Raw genomic sequence first — 22,262 nt, 5'->3', positions numbered from 1 at the left:
GGCGAGGGAGCTTGCTCCCGCTGGGTGGCGAAGCCGCCCCGAGACCTGTCAATGCGGTCTGCCAGTCAGATCGCATGTGGCCAATCCGGGAGTGCTGCGCACTCCAGCGGGAGCAAGCTCCCTCGCCACAAGAAACAAGATTCAGATTTTTCAGAAGTCCAAGCGAGGACCGCTGCGACGGCCCGTGCTTTTTTGGAGCACCGCACCATGACGCTTGCAGTCCAGTTCACCAACGTTTCCCGGCAGTTCGGCGAAGTGAAAGCCGTTGACCGGGTTTCCATCGACATCCAGGACGGCGAGTTCTTTTCCATGCTCGGCCCTTCCGGTTCGGGCAAGACCACCTGCCTGCGCCTGATCGCCGGTTTCGAACAACCGAGCGCCGGCTCGATCCGCATTCACGGCGCCGAAGCCGCCGGTCTGCCGCCGTATCAACGTGATGTAAACACCGTATTCCAGGATTACGCACTGTTCCCGCACATGAACGTGCTGGACAACGTCGCCTATGGCTTGAAGGTCAAAGGCGTGAGCAAAACCGAGCGCCACAAGCGCGCCGAAGAGGCGCTGGACATGGTCGCCCTCGGTGGCTACGGCGCACGCAAACCGGTGCAGTTGTCCGGCGGTCAGCGCCAGCGTGTCGCCCTCGCCCGCGCCCTGGTCAATCGCCCACGGGTGCTGTTGCTCGATGAACCGTTGGGCGCGCTCGACCTGAAATTGCGCGAGCAGATGCAGAGTGAACTGAAGAAACTGCAACGCCAGCTCGGCATCACGTTCATCTTTGTCACCCACGATCAGACCGAAGCGCTGTCGATGTCCGACCGCGTGGCAGTGTTCAACAAGGGCCGCATCGAACAGGTCGACACCCCGCGCAATCTGTACATGAAACCGACCACCACCTTCGTCGCCGAATTCGTCGGCACCTCGAACGTGATTCGCGGCGATCTGGCGCGCCAGCTCAGCGGCCATCCGCAGCCGTTTTCGATCCGCCCGGAGCACGTGCGTTTCGCCGAAGGCCCGCTCGCCAGCCATGAAATCGAAGTCAGCGGTCTGCTTCACGACATCCAGTATCAGGGCAGCGCCACGCGCTATGAACTGAAGCTGGAAAACGGCCAGACCCTGAGCATCAGCCACGCCAACAATCAGTGGATCGACAGCAGCGCGCAGCACCAGACCGGCCAGCGTCTGAGCGCTCGCTGGGCGCGGGAAGCGATGATCCCGCTGCATGACACCGTTACGAGCGGGGTCTGACATGAGCACGCTCGCAATGACCCAGGCACCGCCGTTGCGGCGGTTTTCCAACCTGCTCTACCGCAAGCCGAATCTGTATCTGTCGTTGCTGCTGGTGCCGCCGTTGTTATGGTTCGGCGCGATCTATCTCGGCTCGCTGCTGGTGCTGCTGTGGCAGGGTTTCTACACCTTCGACGACTTCACCATGGCGGTCACCCCTGACCTGACGTTGGCGAATTTTGCCGCGCTGTTCCAGCCGTCGAACTTCGACATCATCCTGCGTACGCTGAGCATGGCCATCGTCGTGTCGATCGCCAGCGCCATCGTCGCGTTCCCGATTGCCTACTACATGGCGCGCTACACCACCGGCAAGACCAAGGCGTTTTTCTACATCGCGGTGATGATGCCGATGTGGGCCAGTTACATCGTCAAGGCCTACGCCTGGACGCTGCTGCTGGCCAAGGGCGGCGTCGCACAATGGTTCGTCCAGCACCTGGGACTGGAACCGGTGTTGCAGTTCATCCTCGGCATTCCCGGAGTGGGCGGCAGTACCTTGTCGACCTCGCATCTGGGGCGGTTCATGGTGTTCGTCTACATCTGGCTGCCGTTCATGATCCTGCCGATTCAAGCCTCGCTGGAGCGTCTGCCGCCGTCGCTGCTGCAGGCCTCCGCCGACCTCGGCGCCAAGCCGCGCCAGACCTTCATGCAGGTGATTTTGCCGCTGTCGATTCCGGGCATCGCGGCGGGTTCGATCTTCACGTTTTCGCTGACCCTGGGCGACTTCATCGTGCCGCAACTGGTCGGGCCGCCGGGCTACTTCGTCGGCAGCATGGTGTACGCGCAGCAAGGTGCGATCGGCAACATGCCGATGGCCGCAGCGTTCACCTTGGTGCCGATTGTGTTGATCGCGGTTTACCTGTCCATCGTCAAACGTCTGGGGGCCTTCGATGCACTCTGAAAAGGCTTCATTGGGTCTGCGCATCGCCGCTTGGGGCGGGTTGGTGTTCCTGCACTTCCCGATCCTGATCATTTTCCTTTACGCCTTCAACACCGAGGAAGCCGCGTTCAGCTTTCCGCCAAAGGGCTTCACCCTGCACTGGTTCAGCGTGGCGTTTTCGCGGCCGGATGTACTGGAGGCGATCAAGCTTTCGCTGCAAATCGCCGCCATCGCCACATTGATTGCGATGGTGCTCGGCACACTCGCCTCGGCAGCGTTGTACCGTCGCGACTTCTTCGGCAAGCAGGGCATTTCGCTGATGCTGATCCTGCCCATTGCCCTGCCGGGGATCATCACCGGGATCGCGCTGCTGGCGACGTTCAAGACGCTGGGGATCGAGCCGGGGATGTTCACCATCATCGTTGGTCACGCGACGTTCTGCGTGGTGATCGTCTACAACAACGTCATCGCCCGCCTGCGTCGTACGTCGCACAGCCTGATCGAGGCCTCGATGGATCTCGGTGCCGACGGCTGGCAGACCTTCCGCTACATCATCTTGCCGAACCTCGGCTCGGCGCTGTTGGCCGGCGGCATGCTCGCCTTTGCGCTGTCGTTCGACGAGATCATCGTCACCACCTTCACCGCCGGCCACGAACGCACCTTGCCGCTGTGGCTGCTCAACCAGCTCAGCCGCCCACGGGATGTGCCGGTGACCAACGTCGTCGCCATGCTGGTGATGATGGTGACCATGCTGCCGATCCTGGGGGCGTATTACCTGACCCGGGGTGGCGAGAGCGTCGCGGGCAGCGGTGGGAAATAACCGAATAACCACTGAACAAACCGAATCCCTGTAGGAGCTGCCGAAGGCTGCGATCTTTTGATGTTGCTTTGGAGATCAAGATCAAAAGATCAAAAGATCGCAGCCTGCGGCAGCTCCTACACGGGATCCGGTTTCGACAGAACAATAAAAGTGTTAGTGAGGACAACAGACATGCAAACCAGACTCTTGATCAACGGCCACCTGGTCAACGGCGAAGGCCCGGCCCAACCGGTGCTCAACCCGGCGCTCGGCAGCGTGCTGGTGGAAATCAACGAAGCCTCCGAGGCCCAGGTCGACGCCGCCGTGCGCGCCGCCGATAACGCCTTCGCCGAGTGGTCGCAAACTACGCCGAAAGACCGTTCGCTGTTGCTGCTCAAACTGGCCGACGCCATCGAAGCCCATGGCGAGGAACTGGCGAAACTCGAATCCGACAACTGCGGCAAACCCTACAGTGCCGCACTGAACGACGAGATTCCGGCGATTGCCGACGTGTTCCGTTTCTTCGCTGGCGCCAGCCGTTGCATGAGCGGTTCGGCCGGTGGCGAATACCTGCCCGGCCACACCTCGATGATCCGCCGCGACCCGGTGGGCGTGATCGCCTCCATCGCGCCGTGGAACTACCCGCTGATGATGGTCGCCTGGAAAATCGCTCCGGCCCTCGCCGCCGGTAATACCGTGGTGCTCAAGCCGTCGGAACAAACCCCGTTGACCGCGTTGCGTCTGGCCGAACTGGCGTCGGAAATCTTCCCGGCCGGTGTACTCAATCTGGTGTTCGGTCGCGGTCCTACTGTCGGCAGCCCGTTGGTCACGCATCCAAAAGTGCGCATGGTCTCGCTGACAGGCTCCATCGCCACTGGCTCGAACATCATTTCCAGCACTGCCGACAGCGTCAAACGCATGCACATGGAACTGGGCGGCAAGGCCCCGGTGATCATCTTCGACGACGCCGATATCGATGCGGCGGTTGAAGGCATTCGTACCTTCGGTTTCTACAACGCTGGCCAGGACTGCACCGCCGCGTGCCGGATCTATGCGCAACAAGGTATCTACGACAAGTTCGTCGAGAAGCTTGGCGCAGCGGTCAGGAGCATCAAGTACGGCTTGCAGGATGATCCGTCGACCGAACTGGGGCCATTGATCACCGCGCAGCATCGCGACCGCGTCGCCGCGTTCGTCGAACGCGCCGTGGCACAGTCGCACATTCGCTTGATCACCGGTGGCAAGGCTGTGGAAGGCAACGGCTTCTTCTTCGAACCGACGGTGCTGGCCGACGCGCAGCAGGATGACGAGATCGTCCGCCGTGAAGTGTTCGGGCCGGTGGTGTCGGTGACCAAGTTCACCGATGAAGCGCAGGCGCTGGAGTGGGCCAACGATTCCGACTATGGCCTCGCCTCCTCGGTGTGGACCGCGGATGTCGGACGTGCGCATCGCTTGTCCGCGCGGTTGCAGTACGGCTGCACCTGGGTCAACACACACTTCATGCTGGTCAGCGAAATGCCGCATGGCGGTCAGAAATTGTCCGGTTACGGCAAGGACATGTCCATGTACGGGCTGGAGGACTACACCACGGTTCGGCATGTGATGTTCAAGCACTAACAGCATCGCGAGCAGGCTCACTCCTACAAGGGATCGCATTCCAACCTGTAGGAGTGAGCCTGCTCGCGATGGCGTCAAACCCGGCTTCATGGCAGAAACCGGCCACACGCACCACCAGGATTCAACACCTGACAATAATCACCGACCCGGGCGGCGCCGCTAAGCCCCGCCATGGCCTCGGCCATCCGAAATCTGCCGATTTCACGGAGCAAACACACATGAGTGCCTCACCCGAATTCTCGGCCGCCGTTGCCGACAGCGATGCCGAACAACTGCGCAAACTCGGCTACACCTCGAACTTCAACCGCAGCATGAGCCTGTGGGAAAACTTCGCTTTAGGGTTCACCTATCTGTCACCGGTCGTAGGGGTTTATACCCTGTTCGGCCTGTGCCTCGCGGCCGGCGGGCCACCGATGTTCTGGGCCTACTTGCTGGTCGGTTGTGGTCAGTTGCTGGTGTGCCTGATCTTCGGCGAAGTGGTTTCGCAGTTCCCGATTTCCGGCGGCGTTTATCCGTGGGCGCGGCGTCTGGTCGGCAAGAAATGGGCGTGGATGGTCGGCTGGATCTACTCCATCGCCCTGTGCGTGACCATCGCTGCGGTGGCTGTCGGTGCCGGCCCGTATCTGGCGGCAATGCTCGGGTTTGAACCGAGCAACAACACCAACATCGTCATCGCGCTGGTGCTGACGTTGTTCGCCACACTGGTCAATCTGAGCGGCACCAAAGTGCTGGCGCGCATTGCCATGTTCGGCTTCCTCTGCGAACTGGTCGGCGCGGTGATCGTCGGTGTGTACCTGCTGGTCTTCGAACGTCATCAGCCGTTGAGCGTGCTGTTCAACACCTTCGACATCCGCGTCGACGGCTCGTACCTGCCGGCGTTCCTCACCGCCTCGCTGGCGGGGATGTTTCTCTACTACGGCTTCGAGGCCTGCGGCGACGTCGCCGAAGAAACCCCGAACCCGAGCGCCAAAATCCCGGTGGCCATGCGCATGACCATCTACATCGGCGGCATCGCGGCGATGTTCGCCTGCCTGGCGCTGATCCTCGCCGTGCCGGACATGCAAGCGGTGATCAACGGCACCGACAAAGACCCGGTCACCACCATCCTCAACAACGCCTTCGGCCCGATCGGCTCGAAAGTGGTGATGGGCGTGGTAATGATTTCCTTCATCTCCTGCGTCATCAGCCTACAAGCTGCGGCGAGTCGTCTGCTGTACTCCTACGCTCGCGATGAAATGGTCATCGGCAGCCGACTGCTGAAAAAGATTTCTCCTACGACCCAGGTGCCAGTTGCCGCGCTGTTCGTGTCCGGCGTCCTGCCCGCCCTGATCATCGCCCTCGGTTTCTTCCTGCAAGACGCCGTCGCGACCATCGTCAGCTTCGCCGCCATCGGCATCTACCTTGCGTTCCAGATGATCGTGCTCGCCGCCCTGTACGCCCGCAGTAAAGGCTGGAAACCCAGCGGCAAATTCACCCTCGGCGCCTGGGGCTGGCCGGTGAACCTCGGCGCGCTGGTGTACGGCGTCGGCGCAATCATCAACATGGCCTGGCCACGTACGCCGGATGCGGCGTGGTACGTGAACTATGCGATGGTGTTGAGCACGGTGATCGTGATTGGGTTGGGGTTGATTTACATGTGGATCGGCAAGCCGTATGACCATGGGAAGGCGCCGGCTGGGGATGCTTGGAAGGTTAGTCGCTAAACAGAATCGCCCCGGTAGGTTCATGGTTACCGGGGCGATTTGCGTGACCGCACGTCGTGTAGCAATCCATAAGCTCAGGACGGCGTTATCAATTCGACTGAAGGGAAATAATTGCGGTAACGCTTGGAGTCTCTCGTCAACAAGGGTAATTTTTTTACGGCCGCATGTGCTCCGATGAAAAAATCCGCCAGAACATTATGCTTTCCACCGCCAACCTTCCGATACTTCACGAAGGCCTTTCCAGCTAAAAACAGTGCGGGTCTAGGAATGTCCTGCATGACCAATCCCAGTTGACTCACTACTCCGTCCAATGCCTCAAACGTCGAAAATGTCTGTGATAGCTCTGCATAAACTATCGGGTTGATGGCTAACTCATGGATCAGTGATTGAGCACGAAGTTGCTGAATCGACCAATCGGCCCAGACCGGATCGTCTTCGAGCACATCAATCAACACATTCGTATCGACCAGCACCATCAATCATCCCCTCGGAGCAAAGCCATTAAATCATCGGTTCGCCATTTGATATCGGCTTTGCCCCTTACGGCATCAAATCGATCAGGAGCCCGCGCTTTTCCCGATTCGCGCTTAGCACTATGCAGAACCACTTCGCCGTGATCGTTGACGCTGAACTCAATGGCCGAGCCCGGCGTAAGATGCAAAGCATCACGAATTGGCTTGGGGATTGTGACTTGCCCCTTGCTGGTCATGGTCGTCGACATGTCATACCCCCTAAAGTATTACTCAATGGAACAACGTATTACTTGACTGAGATATCTGCAACCGCCGCTTATCGCAGGATTATTGTTACCGGCTTGCAGGCCTCGACCTCTTAGCCCTGATGGCACTCATGCAGTTCATTCCGTGAACCCAATTAGATAAAGGAAAAACTACGGCTTGGGCGGTCGGTTGCTGCCGGCACTACAAAATCAGGCATTTCCTACAGATGCTGCCTTCAGAAACAAGCCCGTTTTCCTACAGAAGGTATCGATAGAGCCGACTTGGCGTCGTAGGTGGCTAGCCGATAGGCTTTCTCTCGGCGGCGAAATCAGCGGCCCGGTGTCGGAGCCGGAATAAATATCAAAACGGCGTGACCGCACTCATTTGAGTGGCGGCTCTATTCTCAATATTGGAGTCGACAAATGCCTAACCACGTCCAAAGCCTCTCTAAAAGTTCTGATTTCTTCACCCCCACCGTCTTCACCCGCCACAACCGCTTCCTCCACGCCTTCATGCAGGAACACGAAGCCTGGTTTTGTGTTCAGGATCTCGGTCGCCTGATGGGCTATCCGCTAAACGAACGCCTCACCCTGAAACTCGATCCCGATCAGCGCCGCCATGTCCTCCTGCGTCGGGATGGCGAAATTATCGATTGCGCGATGGTCAGCGAATCCGGCCTGTTCGCACTGCTCGTTCATCACTTTGTTCCGGAAAACCGCAACCTGCGCCAATGGCTGAGCCATGAAGTGATTCCGATGTTGCGCGAAACCAGCGCGGTATCTCTGGAGAACTGCCCGAGCCTGAGTTCGGTGAACTGGGCTGGCGTCACTGTGCCGCTGCTGCACTGGCAGCAACAGGCGTGGGTCAAATGGCGTGACGTGCCGGAGTTGATGCACGGCCAGCAGCCGTATCCGGTGCTCGGAACCTGTAGCTGAAGCCCATCTAACAAAAAACCTGTGGCGAGGGAGCTTGTCGAATCGTCGCACCGTCCCGCTGGGTCGCGCAGCGGCCCTTCTACAAAAAGCAGGGGACTGCTGCGCAGTCCAGCGGGAGCAAGCTCCCTCGCCACAGGTACAGCGTTTAAACCTCTAGATGAGTTGTTTTGCAGATGAGATTGCCAATCACTGAATGCCCCAAGTTCTGGAAGTTATCCCAAGCGATGAGTTCTTCGCAGAGTGTTACCTAAAGCAAATCAGCGTAGCCATGCGCCAGGAAGCAATAAAAGTCGGCATCGCTGATGCCGACGCAGGCAAGTTGATTGACTTGGCGACCGTAAAAGCCAAATGGCTTTCACGATCGCAATCCCAGCGTTAAAACCGCGAAACACTCCTCATCGCATCCACCAGATACCGCATCGCAATGCGGTCGCTCTCCGACAACTCACGATAACGCTCCACCAGCTTCAGCTCCTCTGAACTCAATCGACGTCTTCTGCGTCCGCTGCTCAGGCAGGGAAAGATGCCGAGCATTTCGGCGATGCCTTGTATTTTTGCCATGGACGATGTCCTTCCTGATACGTCAAAGAACTGCTTAACCACCACATCGCCCTGCCCCTTACAGCAGCGCCTGTGCCCTGCCGGTCGTGCCGGCCATGCCCATAGAATAGAAATTTAATCGGCGCTGAAAAGCGGTTTTTAGAGTAATTAGTCGAAAAAAGCAGATATGCCCTGTAAATCAGAAAGTGCCGTCAGATATTTAACCGACATGTCTTGTTTCATTGACACTCTGTCGCTGTGTATCAACGAATTTTGCTTGGCGAGCGAACCGTTTAAGCTAGCCGGCATCTGTTTATAGTCCGTTGCGTTTGGCCGAAGGCTTGTCCGAACCGTAATTTCTGATCCAGCACGTGCCAGGAACGGCGCGGGATTGCTCACGACAGGTTGTATTTATGCACCGCAGGAATTTGCTCAAAGCGTCGATGGCCATTGCGGCTTATACCGGTCTCTCGGCTTCCGGCCTGTTGGCCGCCCGTGCCTGGGCGGCTAATGGCGGTGCCGCCGATGGCGAAGCGCAGGCCTTCGACTTCGAAGCGCTCAAGCGCCAGGCCAAGCAATTGGCCGGTTCGGCCTATCAGGACACTAAACAGGTGCTGCCGCCGACCCTGGCGACCATGACTCCGCAGAACTTCAACGCGATCCGCTACGACGGCGACCATTCGCTGTGGAAAGAGAACAAGGGTCAGCTGGACGTGCAGTTCTTCCACGTCGGCATGGGTTTCCGTCAGCCGGTGCGCATGTACAGCGTCGATCCGAAGACCCGTACGGCCCGCGAAGTGCATTTCCGCCCGACCCTGTTCAATTACGAGAACACCTCGGTCGACACCCAGCAGCTCAAGGGCGACCTGGGGTTTGCCGGCTTCAAGCTGTTCAAGGCGCCGGAGCTGGATCGCCATGACGTGGTGTCGTTCCTCGGCGCCAGCTATTTCCGCGCGGTGGACGCGACTGGCCAATATGGCCTCTCCGCTCGCGGCCTGGCTGTCGACACCTACGCGAAAAAACGCGAAGAATTCCCGGACTTCACCAAGTTCTGGTTCGAGACCCCGGAGCAGAACGCCACGCGTTTTGTGGTCTATGCGCTGCTCGACTCGCCGAGCGCCACCGGTGCGTACCGCTTCGACATCGATTGCCAGGCCGAGCGCGTGGTGATGGAAATCGACGCCCACATCAACGCCCGTACCGCCATCGAACAACTGGGCATCGCGCCGATGACCAGCATGTTCAGCTGCGGCACCCACGAACGCCGCATGTGCGACACCATTCACCCGCAGATCCACGACTCTGATCGCCTGGCGATGTGGCGCGGCAACGGCGAGTGGATCTGCCGTCCGCTGAACAATCCGGCGACCCTGCAGTTCAACGCCTTCGCCGACACCGATCCGAAAGGCTTCGGTCTGGTGCAGACCGATCACGAATTCGCTAACTATCAGGACACTGTCGACTGGTATAGCAAGCGCCCGAGCCTGTGGGTCGAACCGACCACCGCGTGGGGCGAAGGCTCGATTGACCTGCTGGAAATTCCAACCACCGGCGAAACCCTCGATAACATCGTTGCGTTCTGGACGCCGAAAAAACCGGTGGCTGCCGGCGACTCGCTGAACTATGGCTACAAGCTCTACTGGAGCGCCCTGCCACCGGTCGGCACGCCGCTGGCGCGAGTGCATGCAACCCGGTCGGGCATGGGTGGCTTCGTCGAAGGCTGGGCGCCGGGCGAGCATTACCCGCCGGTCTGGGCGCGACGCTTTGCCGTGGACTTCACCGGTGGTGGCCTGGATCGCCTGCCGCAGGGCACCGGGATCGAACCGGTGGTCACCTGCTCCAACGGCAAGGTGCAGGACTTCAGCGTGCTGGTACTGGATGACATCAAGGGTTACCGGATCCTGTTCGACTGGTACCCGACCAGCGACAGTATCGACCCGGTAGAGCTGCGGCTGTTCATCCGCACCAATGACCGCACGTTGAGCGAGACCTGGTTGTACCAGTACTTCCCGCCGGCACCGGACAAGCGCAAGTATCCTTGATGAGGTGAGGCGCCTGTACGGGCCTCTTCGCGATCAAGCCCGCTCCCACCCTGGCTCTCGGTCGATCACACAGTTTGTGACCGACGCCGAGCCAGGGTGGGAGCGGGCTTGCTCGCGAAAGCGGCAGAACATTCAACATCGGATATTGAAGAAACTGCGTCAGGTCAGTGGGCAATACAGATGAATGTCTTTGGGTTCTTGATCAAACAGCTCAGGATCCGGTTGATCAACCAGCCGGCAGCCCTGACGCTGATAGAACTCCACGGTATTGCGCGACTCAGTGGCTGAGACATACAACGCCTCGGCACCGAATCGCCGGCCCTGCTCGCAGGCCAGCGCAAACAACTTCGCTCCCAGCCCCTGCCCCCGATAGTCGCGGCTGATGTGCAGAAACTTCATCTGCCGCATGCTCAGCCCCTGATTGTGCATAACTCGGTTATCCACAACGACCGCCGCGACCAGCGCCTGCCCATCGAAAACCCCATATAACCAACCACCACCGCGCAAACACTTGGCCAGCGCCAGCGCATTTTCTTCGGCTTCGCCTTCCGGCCATCCGCGCATGTCGAAATGCGCCGGGTAAAGCACCAGCACGCCGTTTTCCAGCCGATAGCATTCTTCCACCCGCTCACTGCGGTCGATCTGCGCCAGCAGCGGCAAGTCGGGTTCGGTCAGTTCTCGTTCGATCAACATGCTCGACGTCCTTGGCAAATGGCAGGCAAGAAAAAACCCGCCGGTTCAATGGCGGGTTTTATAGACGTTACGCAAACCCGAAATCAATCGCGCAGGTCAGACTCGTGAATCGGCTGATCACGATGGGTCGCGCGCTGATACTGCGCCGGCCACACCGCTTTGCGTCCGCCCAGATCATCGTCGGCGTGCAGCGGCCAGTACGGGTCACGCAGCAGTTCGCGGGCGAGGAAGATGATGTCGGCCTGACAGGTGCGCAGAATGTGCTCGGCCTGCGCCGGCTCGGTAATCATGCCGACGGTGCCGGTGGCGATGCCTGACTCCTTGCGCACCCGTTCGGCGAAGCGCGTCTGATAACCCGGCCCCACGGGAATCTCGGCATTGGCCGCGGTGCCGCCGGACGAGACGTCGATCAGATCCGCACCCAGCGCCTTGAGGCGGCGCGCAAGCTCCACGGTTTCATCCGGGTTCCAGCCATCTTCAACCCAGTCGGTGGCCGACACCCGGACGAACAGCGGCAACTCTTCCGGCCAGACCTCGCGAACGGCTTCGGTGACCTGCAACACCAGCCGAATGCGGTTTTCGAACGAGCCACCGTATTGGTCGCGGCGCTGATTACTTAACGGCGACAGAAACTGATGCAGCAGATAGCCATGGGCGGCATGCACCTCGACCACACTGAAACCTGCAGTCAGCGCGCGTTTGGCCGCAGCAACGAAGGCCTGAATGACCTCGGCGATCTGCGCTTCATCGAGCTGTTTCGGTTGCGTGTGTTGCGGGTCGAAAGCAATCGGCGATGGCCCGACCGGGGTCCAGCCACCATCGTCCGGCTTGACGCTGCCATGTTTGCCAAGCCACGGCCGGTGAGTGCTGGCCTTGCGCCCGGCGTGGGCCAGTTGAATACCGGCAACAGCGCCCTGAGCGGTGATGAAGCGGGTGATGCGTTGCAGCGGTTCGATCTGTTCGTCATTCCACAAACCGAGGTCTTCGGCGGTGATCCGCCCGTCAGCGGTGACCGCGGTGGCTTCGGTGAAGACCAGGCCGGCACCGCCCACCGCGCGGCTGCCCAGATGCACCAGATGCCAGTCGTTGGCCAAACCATCGACGCTGGAGTACTGGCACATCGGCGAGACGGCGATGCGGTTGGGCAGGGTCAGTTGGCGAAGGGTAAAGGGTTCAAGCAGCAGACTCATGGGGCACCTCTCTATCAGTGGGCAGGCTCCAGGGTTCTGTTTGAAAAGTCGACGAGTGACAGGAAAAGGTGCAGCACCCGCCCCCGCGGGCAAAACATTCGACAAGACGTCACAAGGCCAATCAAGCAGTGCTTAGAGCCTAGTCGACAACCGGGGATGAGGGAGGGTTCAGAGTGATTCAGTGTGTGAAAGGGTGCTTTCGCGAGCAGGCTCGCTCCCACATTTTGGAACGCATATCCCTGTGGGAGCGGGCTTGCTCGCGAATGGGGTCAGCGCGGTTCGATGTGGGCAATCATCAGTTGCACCGTCTCGTTGCCACGAAACTCGTTGACGTCAAGCTTGTAGGCCAGCTCGACCCACTGAATGGTCGGGTTCGGCCACACATCACGGTCAATGCCGAAGGCAATGCCATCCAGCTTCACCGAACCGCATTCGCTTTTCAGCACCACTTTCAGGTGCCGCTCGCCGACCACCCGCTGCTCGACCAACTGGAACACGCCATGGAACAGCGGCTCCGGGAAGTGCTGACCCCAGGGGCCGGCATGGCGCAGGGCGCGAGCCAGCTCCAAGTGGAACTCCTCGACCGCCAGCGTGCCATCCGAGAGCATGCGCCCGGTCAGGTCTTCTTCGCGAAGTTGCCGACGCACTTCGGCATCGAAAGCCTCGGCGAACAGCGGAAAATTCTCTTGCGGCAAGGTCAGGCCGGCCGCCATCGCGTGGCCACCGTATTTGGCGATCAGGTTCGGATGCTGCGCCGCCACCACGCTCAAAGCATCGCGGATGTGGAAACCCTGCACCGAACGGCCCGAGCCCTTGAGCAGGCCGTCGCCGGCATCGGCAAAGGCAATGGTCGGACGGAAATAACGCTCTTTCATCCGCGAGGCGAGAATGCCGATCACCCCCTGGTGCCACTCGGGGTCGAACAGGCACAGGCCGAACGGCATCGATTCCACCGGCAAGTCCTTGAGCTGGGCCAGCGCCTCGCGCTGCATGCCCTGCTCGATGGATTTGCGATCCTGATTCATGCCGTCCAGTTGCGCGGCCATTTCCCGCGCCAGATTGGCGTCGGCGGTGAGCAGGCATTCGATCCCGAGGCTCATGTCGTCGAGGCGCCCCGCCGCGTTCAGGCGCGGGCCGACGATAAAACCCAGGTCGGTGGAGGTAATCCGCGCCGCGTCACGCTTGGCCACTTCGAGAATCGCCTTGATCCCCGGTCGTGCGCGCCCGGCGCGAATCCGCTCGAGGCCCTGATGCACCAGAATCCGGTTGTTGGCATCCAGCGGCACCACGTCGGCGACGCTGCCCAGCGCCACCAGATCCAGCAGTTCGCCGATATTCGGCTGCGGCTGGCTCTCGTACCAGCCGAGGCTGCGCAGGCGGGCGCGCAAGGCCATCAATACGTAGAAAATCACCCCGACCCCGGCCAGCGCCTTGCTCGGAAACTCGCAGCCGGGCTGGTTCGGGTTGACCAGCGCATCGGCTTGCGGCAGTTCATCGCCGGGCAAGTGGTGGTCGGTAATCAACACCTTGAGCCCGGCTTTTCTCGCCGCCGCCACGCCTTCGACGCTGGAGATGCCGTTGTCGACGGTGATCAACAACTGCGGCTCGCGCGTCAGGGCGACTTCGACGATTTCCGGGGTCAGGCCATAGCCGTATTCAAAGCGGTTCGGCACCAGATAATCGACATGCGCCGCGCCCAGCAGACGCAAGCCGAGCACGCCGACCGTACTGGCGGTTGCGCCATCGGCGTCGAAGTCGCCGACGATCAGAATCCGTTGACGCTGCTCCAGCGCCGTCACCAGCAGGTCCACTGCCGCCTCGATGCCCTTGAGCTGCTGGAACGGGATCAGCCGCGCCAGACTTTTATCCAGCTCCGCCTCGGACTGCACGCCCCGCGCCGCGTACAAACGGGTCAACAGCGGTGGCAGGTCGCCGAGAAACGGCAGCGTGGCGGGCAACGGTCGAGGATCAATACGCATGGGGTAACGGAAACTTCTCTTGAATACGTGGGATTAATCAGTGAGCGGCGCAGGATCAGCCGCGTTCACCTTGCAGCCATTGCAACTGGACTTCGTGCTGACCACGGTCGTCGGTGACGAAGATCGTGCCTTCGCTGATCATCACGTCCCACTTGATGACACGCGGCATGTCCTTGGCCAGGGTCTCCAGCACTTCCTGCGGTACGGCAGCGATGTTGACGTTTTTCAGGTTCTTGATGGCCGGAATCACCTTGGTTTCCCACACACGCAGGCTGCCATAAGCCAGCAGGCTGGTGCGTTCGGTGCGACGCGAGCACCAGGTCAGGCGATCAGCGTCCGGCTGACCGACTTCGATCCAGTGCAGCACGCGGTCATCCAGGCTTTTTTCCCACAGCGCAGGTTCATCCACGTCCGACAGACCACGGCCAAACGACAACTGCTCGTTGTACCAGAGGGCGTAGGCCAACAGCCGCACGGTCATGCGCTCTTCGGTTTCCGAAGGGTGACGAGCGATGGTCTGCTTGACGCTCTCGTAGACGCTGCGGTCGAGGTCGGTGAGGTTCAGTTCGAATTTGTACGTGGTAGACGGCTGGGCCATGAACGGGCTTCTTGATACGAGGAAAGTCGGCAAGTCTAACCGATGCCGTAGGCAATCATCGAATTGATGGCGATCAACCTGCGGCGTCTGACAGCCGGCTATGTTAAAACGCTGTATCCGCTCAGCCTTGTCCTACAGGATTCAGTATGCCGTTCGCCAACAAACCGCTCAGCGGTGTGAAAGTCATTGAATTGGGTACGTTGATTGCCGGGCCGTTTGCCTCGCGCATTTGTGGCGAGTTCGGCGCCGAAGTGATCAAGATCGAATCGCCCGACGGCGGCGATCCGCTGCGCAAGTGGCGCAAATTGTATGAAGGCACCTCGCTGTGGTGGTTCGTCCAGGCGCGCAACAAGAAGTCGCTGACCCTGAACCTCAAGCACCCCGATGGCTTGGCGATCCTGAAAAAACTGCTGGGCGAAGCCGACATCCTGATCGAGAACTTTCGCCCCGGCGTGCTGGAAAAACTCGGGCTGAGCTGGGAAACCCTGCACGCACTGAATCCGAAACTGGTGATGGTGCGCCTCTCGGGCTTCGGCCAGACCGGGCCGATGAAGGATCAACCGGGCTTCGGCGCGGTCGGCGAGTCCATGGGCGGTTTGCGCTACATCACCGGTTTCGAAGACCGGCCACCGGTGCGCACCGGGATTTCCATCGGTGATTCGATTGCCGCGCTGTGGGGGGTGATCGGCGCGCTGATGGCGCTGCGTCATCGTGAGGTCAACGGCGGGCTCGGCCAAGTCGTCGATGTGGCGCTGTACGAGGCGATTTTCGCCATGATGGAAAGCATGGTGCCGGAGTTCGACGTGTTCGGTTTCATCCGTGAGCGCACCGGCAACATCATGCCCGGCATCACGCCATCGTCGATCCACACCAGCGCCGACGGCAAGCACGTGCAGATCGGCGCCAATGGCGACGCGATCTTCAAGCGCTTCATGCTGATCATCGGCCGCGAGGATCTGGCCAACGACCCGGCGCTGGCGAGCAACGACGGGCGCGACAGTCGTCGTGACGAGCTGTATGGGGTGATCGACCGCTGGGTCAATTCGCTGCCGCTGCAACGCGTGCTCGACCTGCTCAATCAGGCAGAAGTGCCGGCCAGCCGGATCTTCAGCGCCGAAGACATGTTCAGCGATCCGCAGTACCTCGCCCGGGAAATGTTCCTGCAGGCGAAACTGCCGGACGGCAAGCCCTTCAAGATGCCGGGCATCGTGCCGAAACTCTCCGAGACACCGGGAAGTTCCGAATGGGTCGGACCGCAACTCGGTGAACACAATGCGCAGGTACTCCAGGCTCTTGGCTACGACGAACAGCAGATCACCCGGTTGCGCGAAGACGGAGCTATCTAACCTGAACCACCGGCAGACATCGGACGCCAACCGCGCCCACCACTGGTGGACGTGGCGGCTGTTCGGCCTGTTGTTTCTGCTGATTCTGCCCGCCTGGGCGCAGGCGAAACCCACACTGGTCTGGTTGTTGCGCGACCTGCCGCCCCTGACCATCTTCGAAGGCCCGAAAAAGGGCCAGGGCGTCATCGACCAACTGCTGCCGATGCTGATCGCCGGCATGCCGCAATACGAACACACGCTGATGCGGGTCAATCGCGCCCGGGGCATGCAAATGCTCCACGAGCCGTCGTTCACCTGCGATCCCTCGCTGATCTGGAGCAAGGAGCGCACGCAATGGATCGCTTTCTCTATCCCGGCATTTCGCGCTGTCAGTAATGGTCTGGTGGTTCGTCAGAAAGATCGCGACGTGCTGGCACCGTATCTGGTCGACGGCGAGGTCGATCTGACGGCATTCCTGGCCAATGGCGAAAAAAAGGTCGGGGTCGTCGCACAGCGCAGTTACGGTGAATATCTCGACAACCTGCTGAAGCAGGCCCCCGGCGGTGCACTGACTGCGCATTACGGCAACGATGCCCTGAGCAGTCTGCTGTCGATGCAGCGTCTGGGGCGCCTGCAGGTCGTGTTGGGTTATTGGCCGGAGATCCGCTATCAGGCGCATCAAGCGCAAATTGCCGAAGACGAACTGGTGTTCTATCCGATTCGCGGTACCGGCAAGTATCTGTCGGGCTATGTCGGATGTTCCGATACCGCGCAGGGTCGTCAGGCGATCAACGAGATCAACCAACTGCTGCGCACCCTGCCCCATGAACAACTGAACCAGTCGTATGCCGACTGGCTGGACCCCGAGAGACGCACGGATTATCTGCAACAGGCGCGGATTTTCTTCGAGCAACAGGCCTCGCCATAAAACCTGCGGGCAAAAGAAACCCCGAGAAGTGGGGAGACGACTCGGGGTTAAACGTGGCCTACATAAAGACCCGTAGCAGCAAGCGACAAGCACCGGAGCACAATGCTTGATCCTGCTGTTACGAGGTCTGACCGATGGGGGTGCAGGAAGGTTCCCACAAAAAATATTTCATCTTCACAAAGCTGCCGGCTTATCCAGCGCCGCATTGCGCAAGGCCGCGATCACACAGGGCTCCAGTCGCCCTTCGGCGATCAGGACATCGCGGTGCAAACCGTCGACCACATCTGTCAGCAGGCGCTTGTCGGTCAACTGCGCCTGATTGAATTCGCGCTCCACCACGAGGGCACCGCTGCCGTTCTTCAGGCTCACCAGGCATTCGCCATGGGCGCCACATGGAGTCAACGTCACCTGATACGGGCTCAGAGCCTCACCGAGCAATAGACTGATACTTTCCATCTCGATCTCCACTCAATAGTCCGAAAACATTGTGCCTGGGGCGTGTTCACAATAAATGACCACCGGCCCGAGAAGAAAGTTCTGAATACCACGCTGCTCCCGGAGCAGTTAGCGGTCTGTCAGAGCATGCACGCTGAAGATGACAGAAACATAACCAGCGGCTCAGGCTCCGGCACTGGCCGCTTGGGCTGAGGTTTGCAGGTAATTGTCCAGCAGCCCGCGCATCAACACCGCCGAGACCGGGGTGTGCAGGCGCCCCAGCAGTTTCAACTGATGCTCGTCGAGCATCGCGTCGAGATCAGTCAGCAGCCCTGGTGCGACCCGGCCCAGCAGGATCAGCGCGCTGGCCTTGCGTTCGGTAGCCAGATAGCGGATCAACGCCAGGCCCTCGCCACCCCGCCGTTGCGGATCGCAGATCGCAATGTCGACCCGGGCGCGGCGCTCCAGCGAACAGCGTGCCGCCGCCAGTGACGGAGACGTCAGCACGTCATAAATGCCGACCGCGTTGAGCATTTGATGCAGGGCCATCATCTGGTAGGGATCGGGTTCGAGAATCAGGACTTTCAGCGAGCGCATGGGGCAGCCTCCGGGACGACAATCGCGGACTCTCCCGCAGTTGCTACCCACTCTAGGGCAGCCTCCTTCAGCCTCCCATCGGAAAAGGCGGCGTACCGTATAGGAACTTTCCTAACTTCAGCCCCGACTTGATCCCGCCACGCCGTCGCGCCGGGTAATGTCCGTCCAGCCCCCGAGCAGGCCGCGCAACTCGCCGTCGGCGCTGTAGAACGGTACCGTCCACTGGTAGATTTCCCGGGTGCCCGTGTTGAACTGCAAACAGCGCTTGCTGAAGCGTGTCCGTCGGCTCCGCAACTGGGCCATGAACTCGCTGTGAAGCTGGCTGGCAGTGGCTGACGGCAGCACCTCAATATCGATCAGGCGGCGTCCCTGGACCTGATCGAAACGGATCGACAGCGCCTCCTCATAACTTTTGTTGCACAGGATCAGCCGCCCCTCCAGATCCCGCACGAACACCGGATCCGGCATCGCATCAATCAGCGCCCGCTGAAACACCAGTTGATCGCCCAGATGCTTTTGCACTTCACTGCGTTGCCTGATCACCGCCGACAGTCGGCGATTCCAGATCAGCGACAACACCAGAAACACACAACCGGCGAACATCGCCCAGCAGCCGAGCCGGACCCAACGCTGCTGGAGGGCAGACGCCTGTTGCGGAACGATCCCCCCCAGCCACTTCAGTCGGATGGCACGCAACTCAGTCGCCGGAAAGGCTTCAAGGGCCTTGTTCAGAATGCTCAAGAGCTCCGGCTGACCCTTGCGCAATGACAGGTGATCGGCCTCCCATTTCCCCTCCAGCAACTCACCGACCTTGAGCAGCCCGGAGGGATACAGCTGCGAGCCGATTTCGTTTTCGATCGTGGCGTAGGCCTCGCCACTCTCGACCAGCGCCCGCGCTTCGGCGTAGGTTTTGACCGAGAGGATTTCGATGGACGGGTAATCGCGGCGAATCACACTTTCCAGCGCGTGTCGGGCCGGCAGCACCAGAATCCGTTTCTCCAGTTGTTGAAATGACTGCAAGATCGGCTGATCGACATGCCCGACAAATACCCAGCCAGCACCGCCAAACGCGTGGCTGAAATCCAGGACCGATCTGCGCTCGTCATTCATTGCCAGGGTCGTGGTCATGTCCGCCTGGCCGCTTTCCAGGCGATCGAGCAACTGATCGGTGGAAAATGTTTCGTGGTAAACGAATTGCAACCCGGTCATGGCGCTGATGCGCTTGAGTACATCACTGTTCAGGCCGTTCCAGTGACCGTGCTCGTCCTGAAACAGGTACAGCGGGTACTGCACGGAGGCGACGATGACGCCAGGGTTGTCGCGAATCCATTGACGCTCGCCCTCGTCCAGTGCGATGGGCGTGACGTTCAACGGCTCCTCGTCGTGCAACACCAGTTGCGCCGCCGTCGCCAGACGCCAACCGCTCAACAGGCACACTAAAAAAAAACCGTGCAGGGTGTGTTTCCATCCTCTCTCAAACAGCATTGCCACTTCCTTCGTGATCGACTCACCCGTCTCTCATGGGCGAAAACCCGAGCAGTGTGGCAGCAGAAACAAAAAAGCCCGTCAGGAGACGGGCTTCAAAATGTGACAGCTTTTTCGGCTTACAGCGGCTTGCCGCGGTTGCCGTGCTGGCTGACAAAGGCCTGTACGGCTTTCAGCTCGTTTGGCAGAACGGTGCAGCGCTCGTTTCGCTCAAACAAATCAGAAAGATGTGCAGGCAGTTCGAGAGCTTTTCCTACACCCGCTTTCTCCACGGCATCCGGGAATTTCACCGGATGCGCGGTACCGAGGATCACCATCGGGATGTCCAGGCTACGACGGCACTCGCGTGCGGCCTTGACGCCGATGGCGGTGTGCGGATCCAGCACTTCGCCGCACTGCGCGTAGACTTCGGCGATGGTTTCGCAGGTTTGCGTATCGTCCACCGCCAGCGAGTCGAACAGCTTGCGGGCTTCGGTCCAGCGCTCTTGCTCGACGCTGAAGCCGCCGCCCTGCTTGAACGAATCCATCAAACCGGCAATCGCTGCACCGTTGCGACCGTGCAGGTCGAACAGCAGGCGTTCGAAGTTCGACGAAACCATGATGTCCATCGACGGCGACAGCGTGGCGTGCAGGGTTTCCTTGACGTACTGGTTGCCGCTCATGAAGCGGTGCAGGATGTCGTTGCGGTTGGTAGCGACGATCAACTGGTTGATCGGCAGGCCCATGTTGCGCGCCAGGTAACCGGCGAAGATGTCGCCGAAGTTGCCGGTCGGCACCGAGAACGCCACCGAACGCGCCGGTCCGCCCAGCTGCAGGGCTGCGTGGAAGTAGTAGACGATCTGGGCCATGATCCGCGCCCAGTTGATCGAGTTCACCGCTACCAGGCGCGTGCCCTTGAGGAAGCTCTGGTCGGCGAAGCTGTTCTTGACCATTTCCTGGCAGTCATCGAAGTTGCCTTCGATGGCGATGTTGTGGATGTTCTCGCCAAAGATGGTGGTCATCTGCCGACGCTGCACTTCGGACACACGGTTGTGCGGGTGCAGGATGAAGATGTCGACGTTTTCGCAGTGCTTGCAGCCTTCGATGGCGGCCGAACCGGTGTCACCCGAGGTGGCACCGACAATCACCACGCGCTCGCCACGCTTTTGCAGCACGTAGTCGAGCAGACGACCGAGCAGTTGCAGGGCGAAGTCCTTGAACGCCAGGGTCGGGCCGTGGAACAGCTCAAGCACCCATTCGTTGCCGTTGAGCTGACGCAGCGGCGCAACGGCGCTGTGCGAGAACACACCGTAGGTTTCTTCGAGAATCTTTTTGAAATCGGCGTCCGGGATGCTGCCGGTAACAAACGGGCGCATGACCCGGAAAGCCAGTTCGTGATACGGCAGGCCGGCCCAGGAAGCGATTTCTTCCTGGGTGAAGCGTGGCAGGTTTTCCGGGACGTACAGACCGCCGTCGGTGGCCAGACCAGCCAGCAGGACGTCTTCGAAATTCAGGGCCGGTGCCTGGCCGCGGGTACTGATGTAACGCATAAGGGCAAACCTTCGGTTTGAGCTTCAAGCTACGAGCTACAAGCTGCAAGTAAAAACCAGACCGCTTTTTTCTTGCCGCTTGCCGCTCGACGCTTGCAGCTGCTTCTGCTTAGTTAAGGTGTTCGACGCGGATCCGCACAACCGGACCATTGACGCCGGCCAGCGCTTCGAGGGCGGCGATCGCGTCGTTGATGCGCTGCTCGACCACACGGTGGGTCAGCAGGATCATCGGCACCAGACCGTCGTGTTCCTCGACTTCCTTCTGCATGATCGACTCGATGTTGATGCCGCGCTCCGAAAGGATGCTCGCCACCTGAGCCAGTACGCCCGGATGGTCCTTGGCCTGGATGCGCAGGTAGTAGGCGCTTTCGCAGGCTTCGATCGGCAGGATCGGATGCGCCGACAGCGAGTCCGGCTGGAAGGCCAGGTGCGGTACGCGGTTTTCCGGATCGGAAGTCATGGCGCGAACCACGTCCACCAGGTCGGCGATCACCGACGAAGCGGTCGGTTCCATGCCGGCACCGGCGCCGTAGAACAGCGTCGAACCGGCGGCGTCACCGTTGACCATCACTGCGTTCATCACGCCGTTGACGTTGGCGATCAGACGATCGGCCGGGATCAGCGTCGGGTGCACGCGCAGCTCAATGCCGGCAGCGGTGCTGCGCGCCACACCGAGGTGCTTGATGCGGTAGCCCAGCGCTTCGGCGTAATTGACGTCAGCGGTGGTCAGTTTGGTGATGCCTTCGGTGTAAGCCTTGTCGAATTGCAGCGGAATGCCGAACGCGATCGACGCCAGAATCGTCAGCTTGTGCGCCGCGTCGATGCCTTCGACGTCGAAGGTCGGATCGGCTTCGGCGTAGCCCAGCGCTTGCGCTTCGGCCAGCACGTCTTCGAAGGTGCGACCCTTCTCGCGCATTTCGGTGAGGATGAAGTTGCCGGTGCCGTTGATGATCCCGGCGACCCAGTTGATACGGTTGGCGGACAGGC

General features: G+C 60.3%; 21 protein-coding genes. 9 read left to right on the top strand and 12 right to left on the bottom strand.

Annotated features, from left to right (window positions below):
• Positions 1-207 precede the first annotated feature (207 nt).
• The 5 genes from ACIOUG_RS20660 to ACIOUG_RS20640 all read left to right on the top strand — a co-directional run bounded on the left by ACIOUG_RS20660 (position 208) and on the right by ACIOUG_RS20640 (position 6,280).
• Positions 208-1,245, top strand: coding sequence for an ABC transporter ATP-binding protein (locus tag ACIOUG_RS20660; protein ID WP_401068290.1), 1,038 nt, complete (start codon positions 208-210; stop codon positions 1,243-1,245).
• A 1-nt stretch (position 1,246) separates the two neighbouring features.
• Positions 1,247-2,182, top strand: a complete 936-nt coding sequence (locus tag ACIOUG_RS20655; RefSeq protein ID WP_045122310.1) for an ABC transporter permease — start codon at positions 1,247-1,249, stop codon at positions 2,180-2,182.
• A complete protein-coding gene (locus ACIOUG_RS20650) occupies positions 2,172-2,981 on the top strand; it encodes an ABC transporter permease (RefSeq protein ID WP_007967757.1) in 810 nt (269 codons plus the stop codon). The genes ACIOUG_RS20655 and ACIOUG_RS20650 overlap by 11 nt, the downstream gene beginning before the upstream one ends.
• Positions 2,982-3,152: 171 nt before the next feature.
• Complete coding sequence (locus tag ACIOUG_RS20645) at positions 3,153-4,577, top strand: gamma-aminobutyraldehyde dehydrogenase (RefSeq protein WP_401068287.1); 1,425 nt, start codon at positions 3,153-3,155, stop codon at positions 4,575-4,577.
• 218 nt (positions 4,578-4,795) lie between these two features.
• Complete coding sequence (locus ACIOUG_RS20640; RefSeq protein ID WP_401068284.1) at positions 4,796-6,280, top strand: APC family permease; 1,485 nt, start codon at positions 4,796-4,798, stop codon at positions 6,278-6,280.
• 74 nt (positions 6,281-6,354) lie between these two features.
• On the opposite strand, the gene ACIOUG_RS20635 is transcribed toward ACIOUG_RS20640, so the two are convergent.
• Together ACIOUG_RS20635 and ACIOUG_RS20630 are read right to left on the bottom strand one after the other, a co-directional pair.
• On the bottom strand, positions 6,355-6,756 hold the full coding sequence (locus ACIOUG_RS20635) for a type II toxin-antitoxin system VapC family toxin (protein WP_027610984.1): 402 nt from the start codon (positions 6,754-6,756) through the stop codon (positions 6,355-6,357).
• Entirely contained in the window at positions 6,756-7,001 is a 246-nt protein-coding gene (locus ACIOUG_RS20630; protein ID WP_082341390.1) for an AbrB/MazE/SpoVT family DNA-binding domain-containing protein, read from the bottom strand. The genes ACIOUG_RS20635 and ACIOUG_RS20630 overlap by 1 nt, the downstream gene beginning before the upstream one ends.
• A gap of 420 nt (positions 7,002-7,421) precedes the next feature.
• Here ACIOUG_RS20630 and ACIOUG_RS20625 point away from each other — a divergent pair, with 420 nt between their 5' ends.
• Positions 7,422-7,934, top strand: a complete 513-nt coding sequence (locus tag ACIOUG_RS20625) for a Bro-N domain-containing protein (protein WP_401068281.1) — start codon at positions 7,422-7,424, stop codon at positions 7,932-7,934.
• 375 nt (positions 7,935-8,309) lie between these two features.
• On the opposite strand, the gene ACIOUG_RS20620 is transcribed toward ACIOUG_RS20625, so the two are convergent.
• Complete coding sequence (locus ACIOUG_RS20620; RefSeq protein ID WP_041063212.1) at positions 8,310-8,495, bottom strand: hypothetical protein; 186 nt, start codon at positions 8,493-8,495, stop codon at positions 8,310-8,312.
• Positions 8,496-8,887: 392 nt separating this feature from the next.
• Here ACIOUG_RS20620 and ACIOUG_RS20615 point away from each other — a divergent pair, with 392 nt between their 5' ends.
• Positions 8,888-10,516: a glucan biosynthesis protein D gene (locus ACIOUG_RS20615; RefSeq protein WP_401068278.1), complete on the top strand. Its 1,629-nt coding sequence runs from the start codon at positions 8,888-8,890 to the stop codon at positions 10,514-10,516.
• Between the two features lie 159 nt (positions 10,517-10,675).
• Here the strand turns inward: ACIOUG_RS20615 and ACIOUG_RS20610 are convergent, their stop codons facing one another.
• The 4 genes from ACIOUG_RS20610 to ACIOUG_RS20595 all read right to left on the bottom strand — a co-directional run bounded on the left by ACIOUG_RS20610 (position 10,676) and on the right by ACIOUG_RS20595 (position 14,976).
• Positions 10,676-11,209, bottom strand: coding sequence for a GNAT family N-acetyltransferase (locus ACIOUG_RS20610; RefSeq protein ID WP_401068276.1), 534 nt, complete (start codon positions 11,207-11,209; stop codon positions 10,676-10,678).
• 83 nt (positions 11,210-11,292) lie between these two features.
• Positions 11,293-12,399, bottom strand: a complete 1,107-nt coding sequence (locus ACIOUG_RS20605) for an NADH:flavin oxidoreductase/NADH oxidase (RefSeq protein ID WP_401068273.1) — start codon at positions 12,397-12,399, stop codon at positions 11,293-11,295.
• Positions 12,400-12,668: 269 nt separating this feature from the next.
• Entirely contained in the window at positions 12,669-14,378 is a 1,710-nt protein-coding gene (gene recJ / locus ACIOUG_RS20600) for a single-stranded-DNA-specific exonuclease RecJ (RefSeq protein ID WP_401068271.1), read from the bottom strand.
• A gap of 55 nt (positions 14,379-14,433) precedes the next feature.
• Complete coding sequence (locus tag ACIOUG_RS20595) at positions 14,434-14,976, bottom strand: YaeQ family protein (RefSeq protein WP_007908961.1); 543 nt, start codon at positions 14,974-14,976, stop codon at positions 14,434-14,436.
• A 146-nt stretch (positions 14,977-15,122) separates the two neighbouring features.
• Between ACIOUG_RS20595 and ACIOUG_RS20590 the strand changes: the two genes are divergently transcribed.
• Positions 15,123-16,322 (top strand): CaiB/BaiF CoA transferase family protein, encoded by a 1,200-nt coding sequence (locus ACIOUG_RS20590; protein WP_401068269.1) that lies wholly within the window; start codon positions 15,123-15,125, stop codon positions 16,320-16,322.
• Complete coding sequence (locus ACIOUG_RS20585) at positions 16,249-17,229, top strand: TIGR02285 family protein (RefSeq protein WP_401068267.1); 981 nt, start codon at positions 16,249-16,251, stop codon at positions 17,227-17,229. Before ACIOUG_RS20590 ends, ACIOUG_RS20585 begins: the two co-directional genes overlap by 74 nt.
• Positions 17,230-17,403: 174 nt before the next feature.
• On the opposite strand, the gene ACIOUG_RS20580 is transcribed toward ACIOUG_RS20585, so the two are convergent.
• The 5 genes from ACIOUG_RS20580 to ACIOUG_RS20560 all read right to left on the bottom strand — a co-directional run.
• Positions 17,404-17,685 (bottom strand): DUF3509 domain-containing protein, encoded by a 282-nt coding sequence (locus ACIOUG_RS20580; protein ID WP_401068264.1) that lies wholly within the window; start codon positions 17,683-17,685, stop codon positions 17,404-17,406.
• A 162-nt stretch (positions 17,686-17,847) separates the two neighbouring features.
• On the bottom strand, positions 17,848-18,261 hold the full coding sequence (locus ACIOUG_RS20575) for a DNA-binding protein (protein ID WP_401068262.1): 414 nt from the start codon (positions 18,259-18,261) through the stop codon (positions 17,848-17,850).
• Between the two features lie 117 nt (positions 18,262-18,378).
• Positions 18,379-19,746 carry a transporter substrate-binding domain-containing protein gene (locus ACIOUG_RS20570; protein WP_401068260.1) on the bottom strand — a complete coding sequence of 456 codons (1,368 nt, stop codon included), beginning with the start codon at positions 19,744-19,746 and terminating at the stop codon, positions 18,379-18,381.
• Between the two features lie 119 nt (positions 19,747-19,865).
• On the bottom strand, positions 19,866-21,275 hold the full coding sequence (thrC, locus tag ACIOUG_RS20565) for a threonine synthase (protein ID WP_401068257.1): 1,410 nt from the start codon (positions 21,273-21,275) through the stop codon (positions 19,866-19,868).
• A gap of 109 nt (positions 21,276-21,384) precedes the next feature.
• A partial coding sequence (locus ACIOUG_RS20560) for a homoserine dehydrogenase (protein WP_401068254.1) occupies positions 21,385-22,262 on the bottom strand: 878 nt, incomplete at its 5' end.

The organism is Pseudomonas sp. NPDC087803 (assembly GCF_044742995.1).
Taxonomy (GTDB): Bacteria; Pseudomonadota; Gammaproteobacteria; order Pseudomonadales; family Pseudomonadaceae; genus Aquipseudomonas.
Note: the sequence above shows the minus strand (reverse complement) of the source record. Positions and strands in the feature narration are given on the sequence as shown.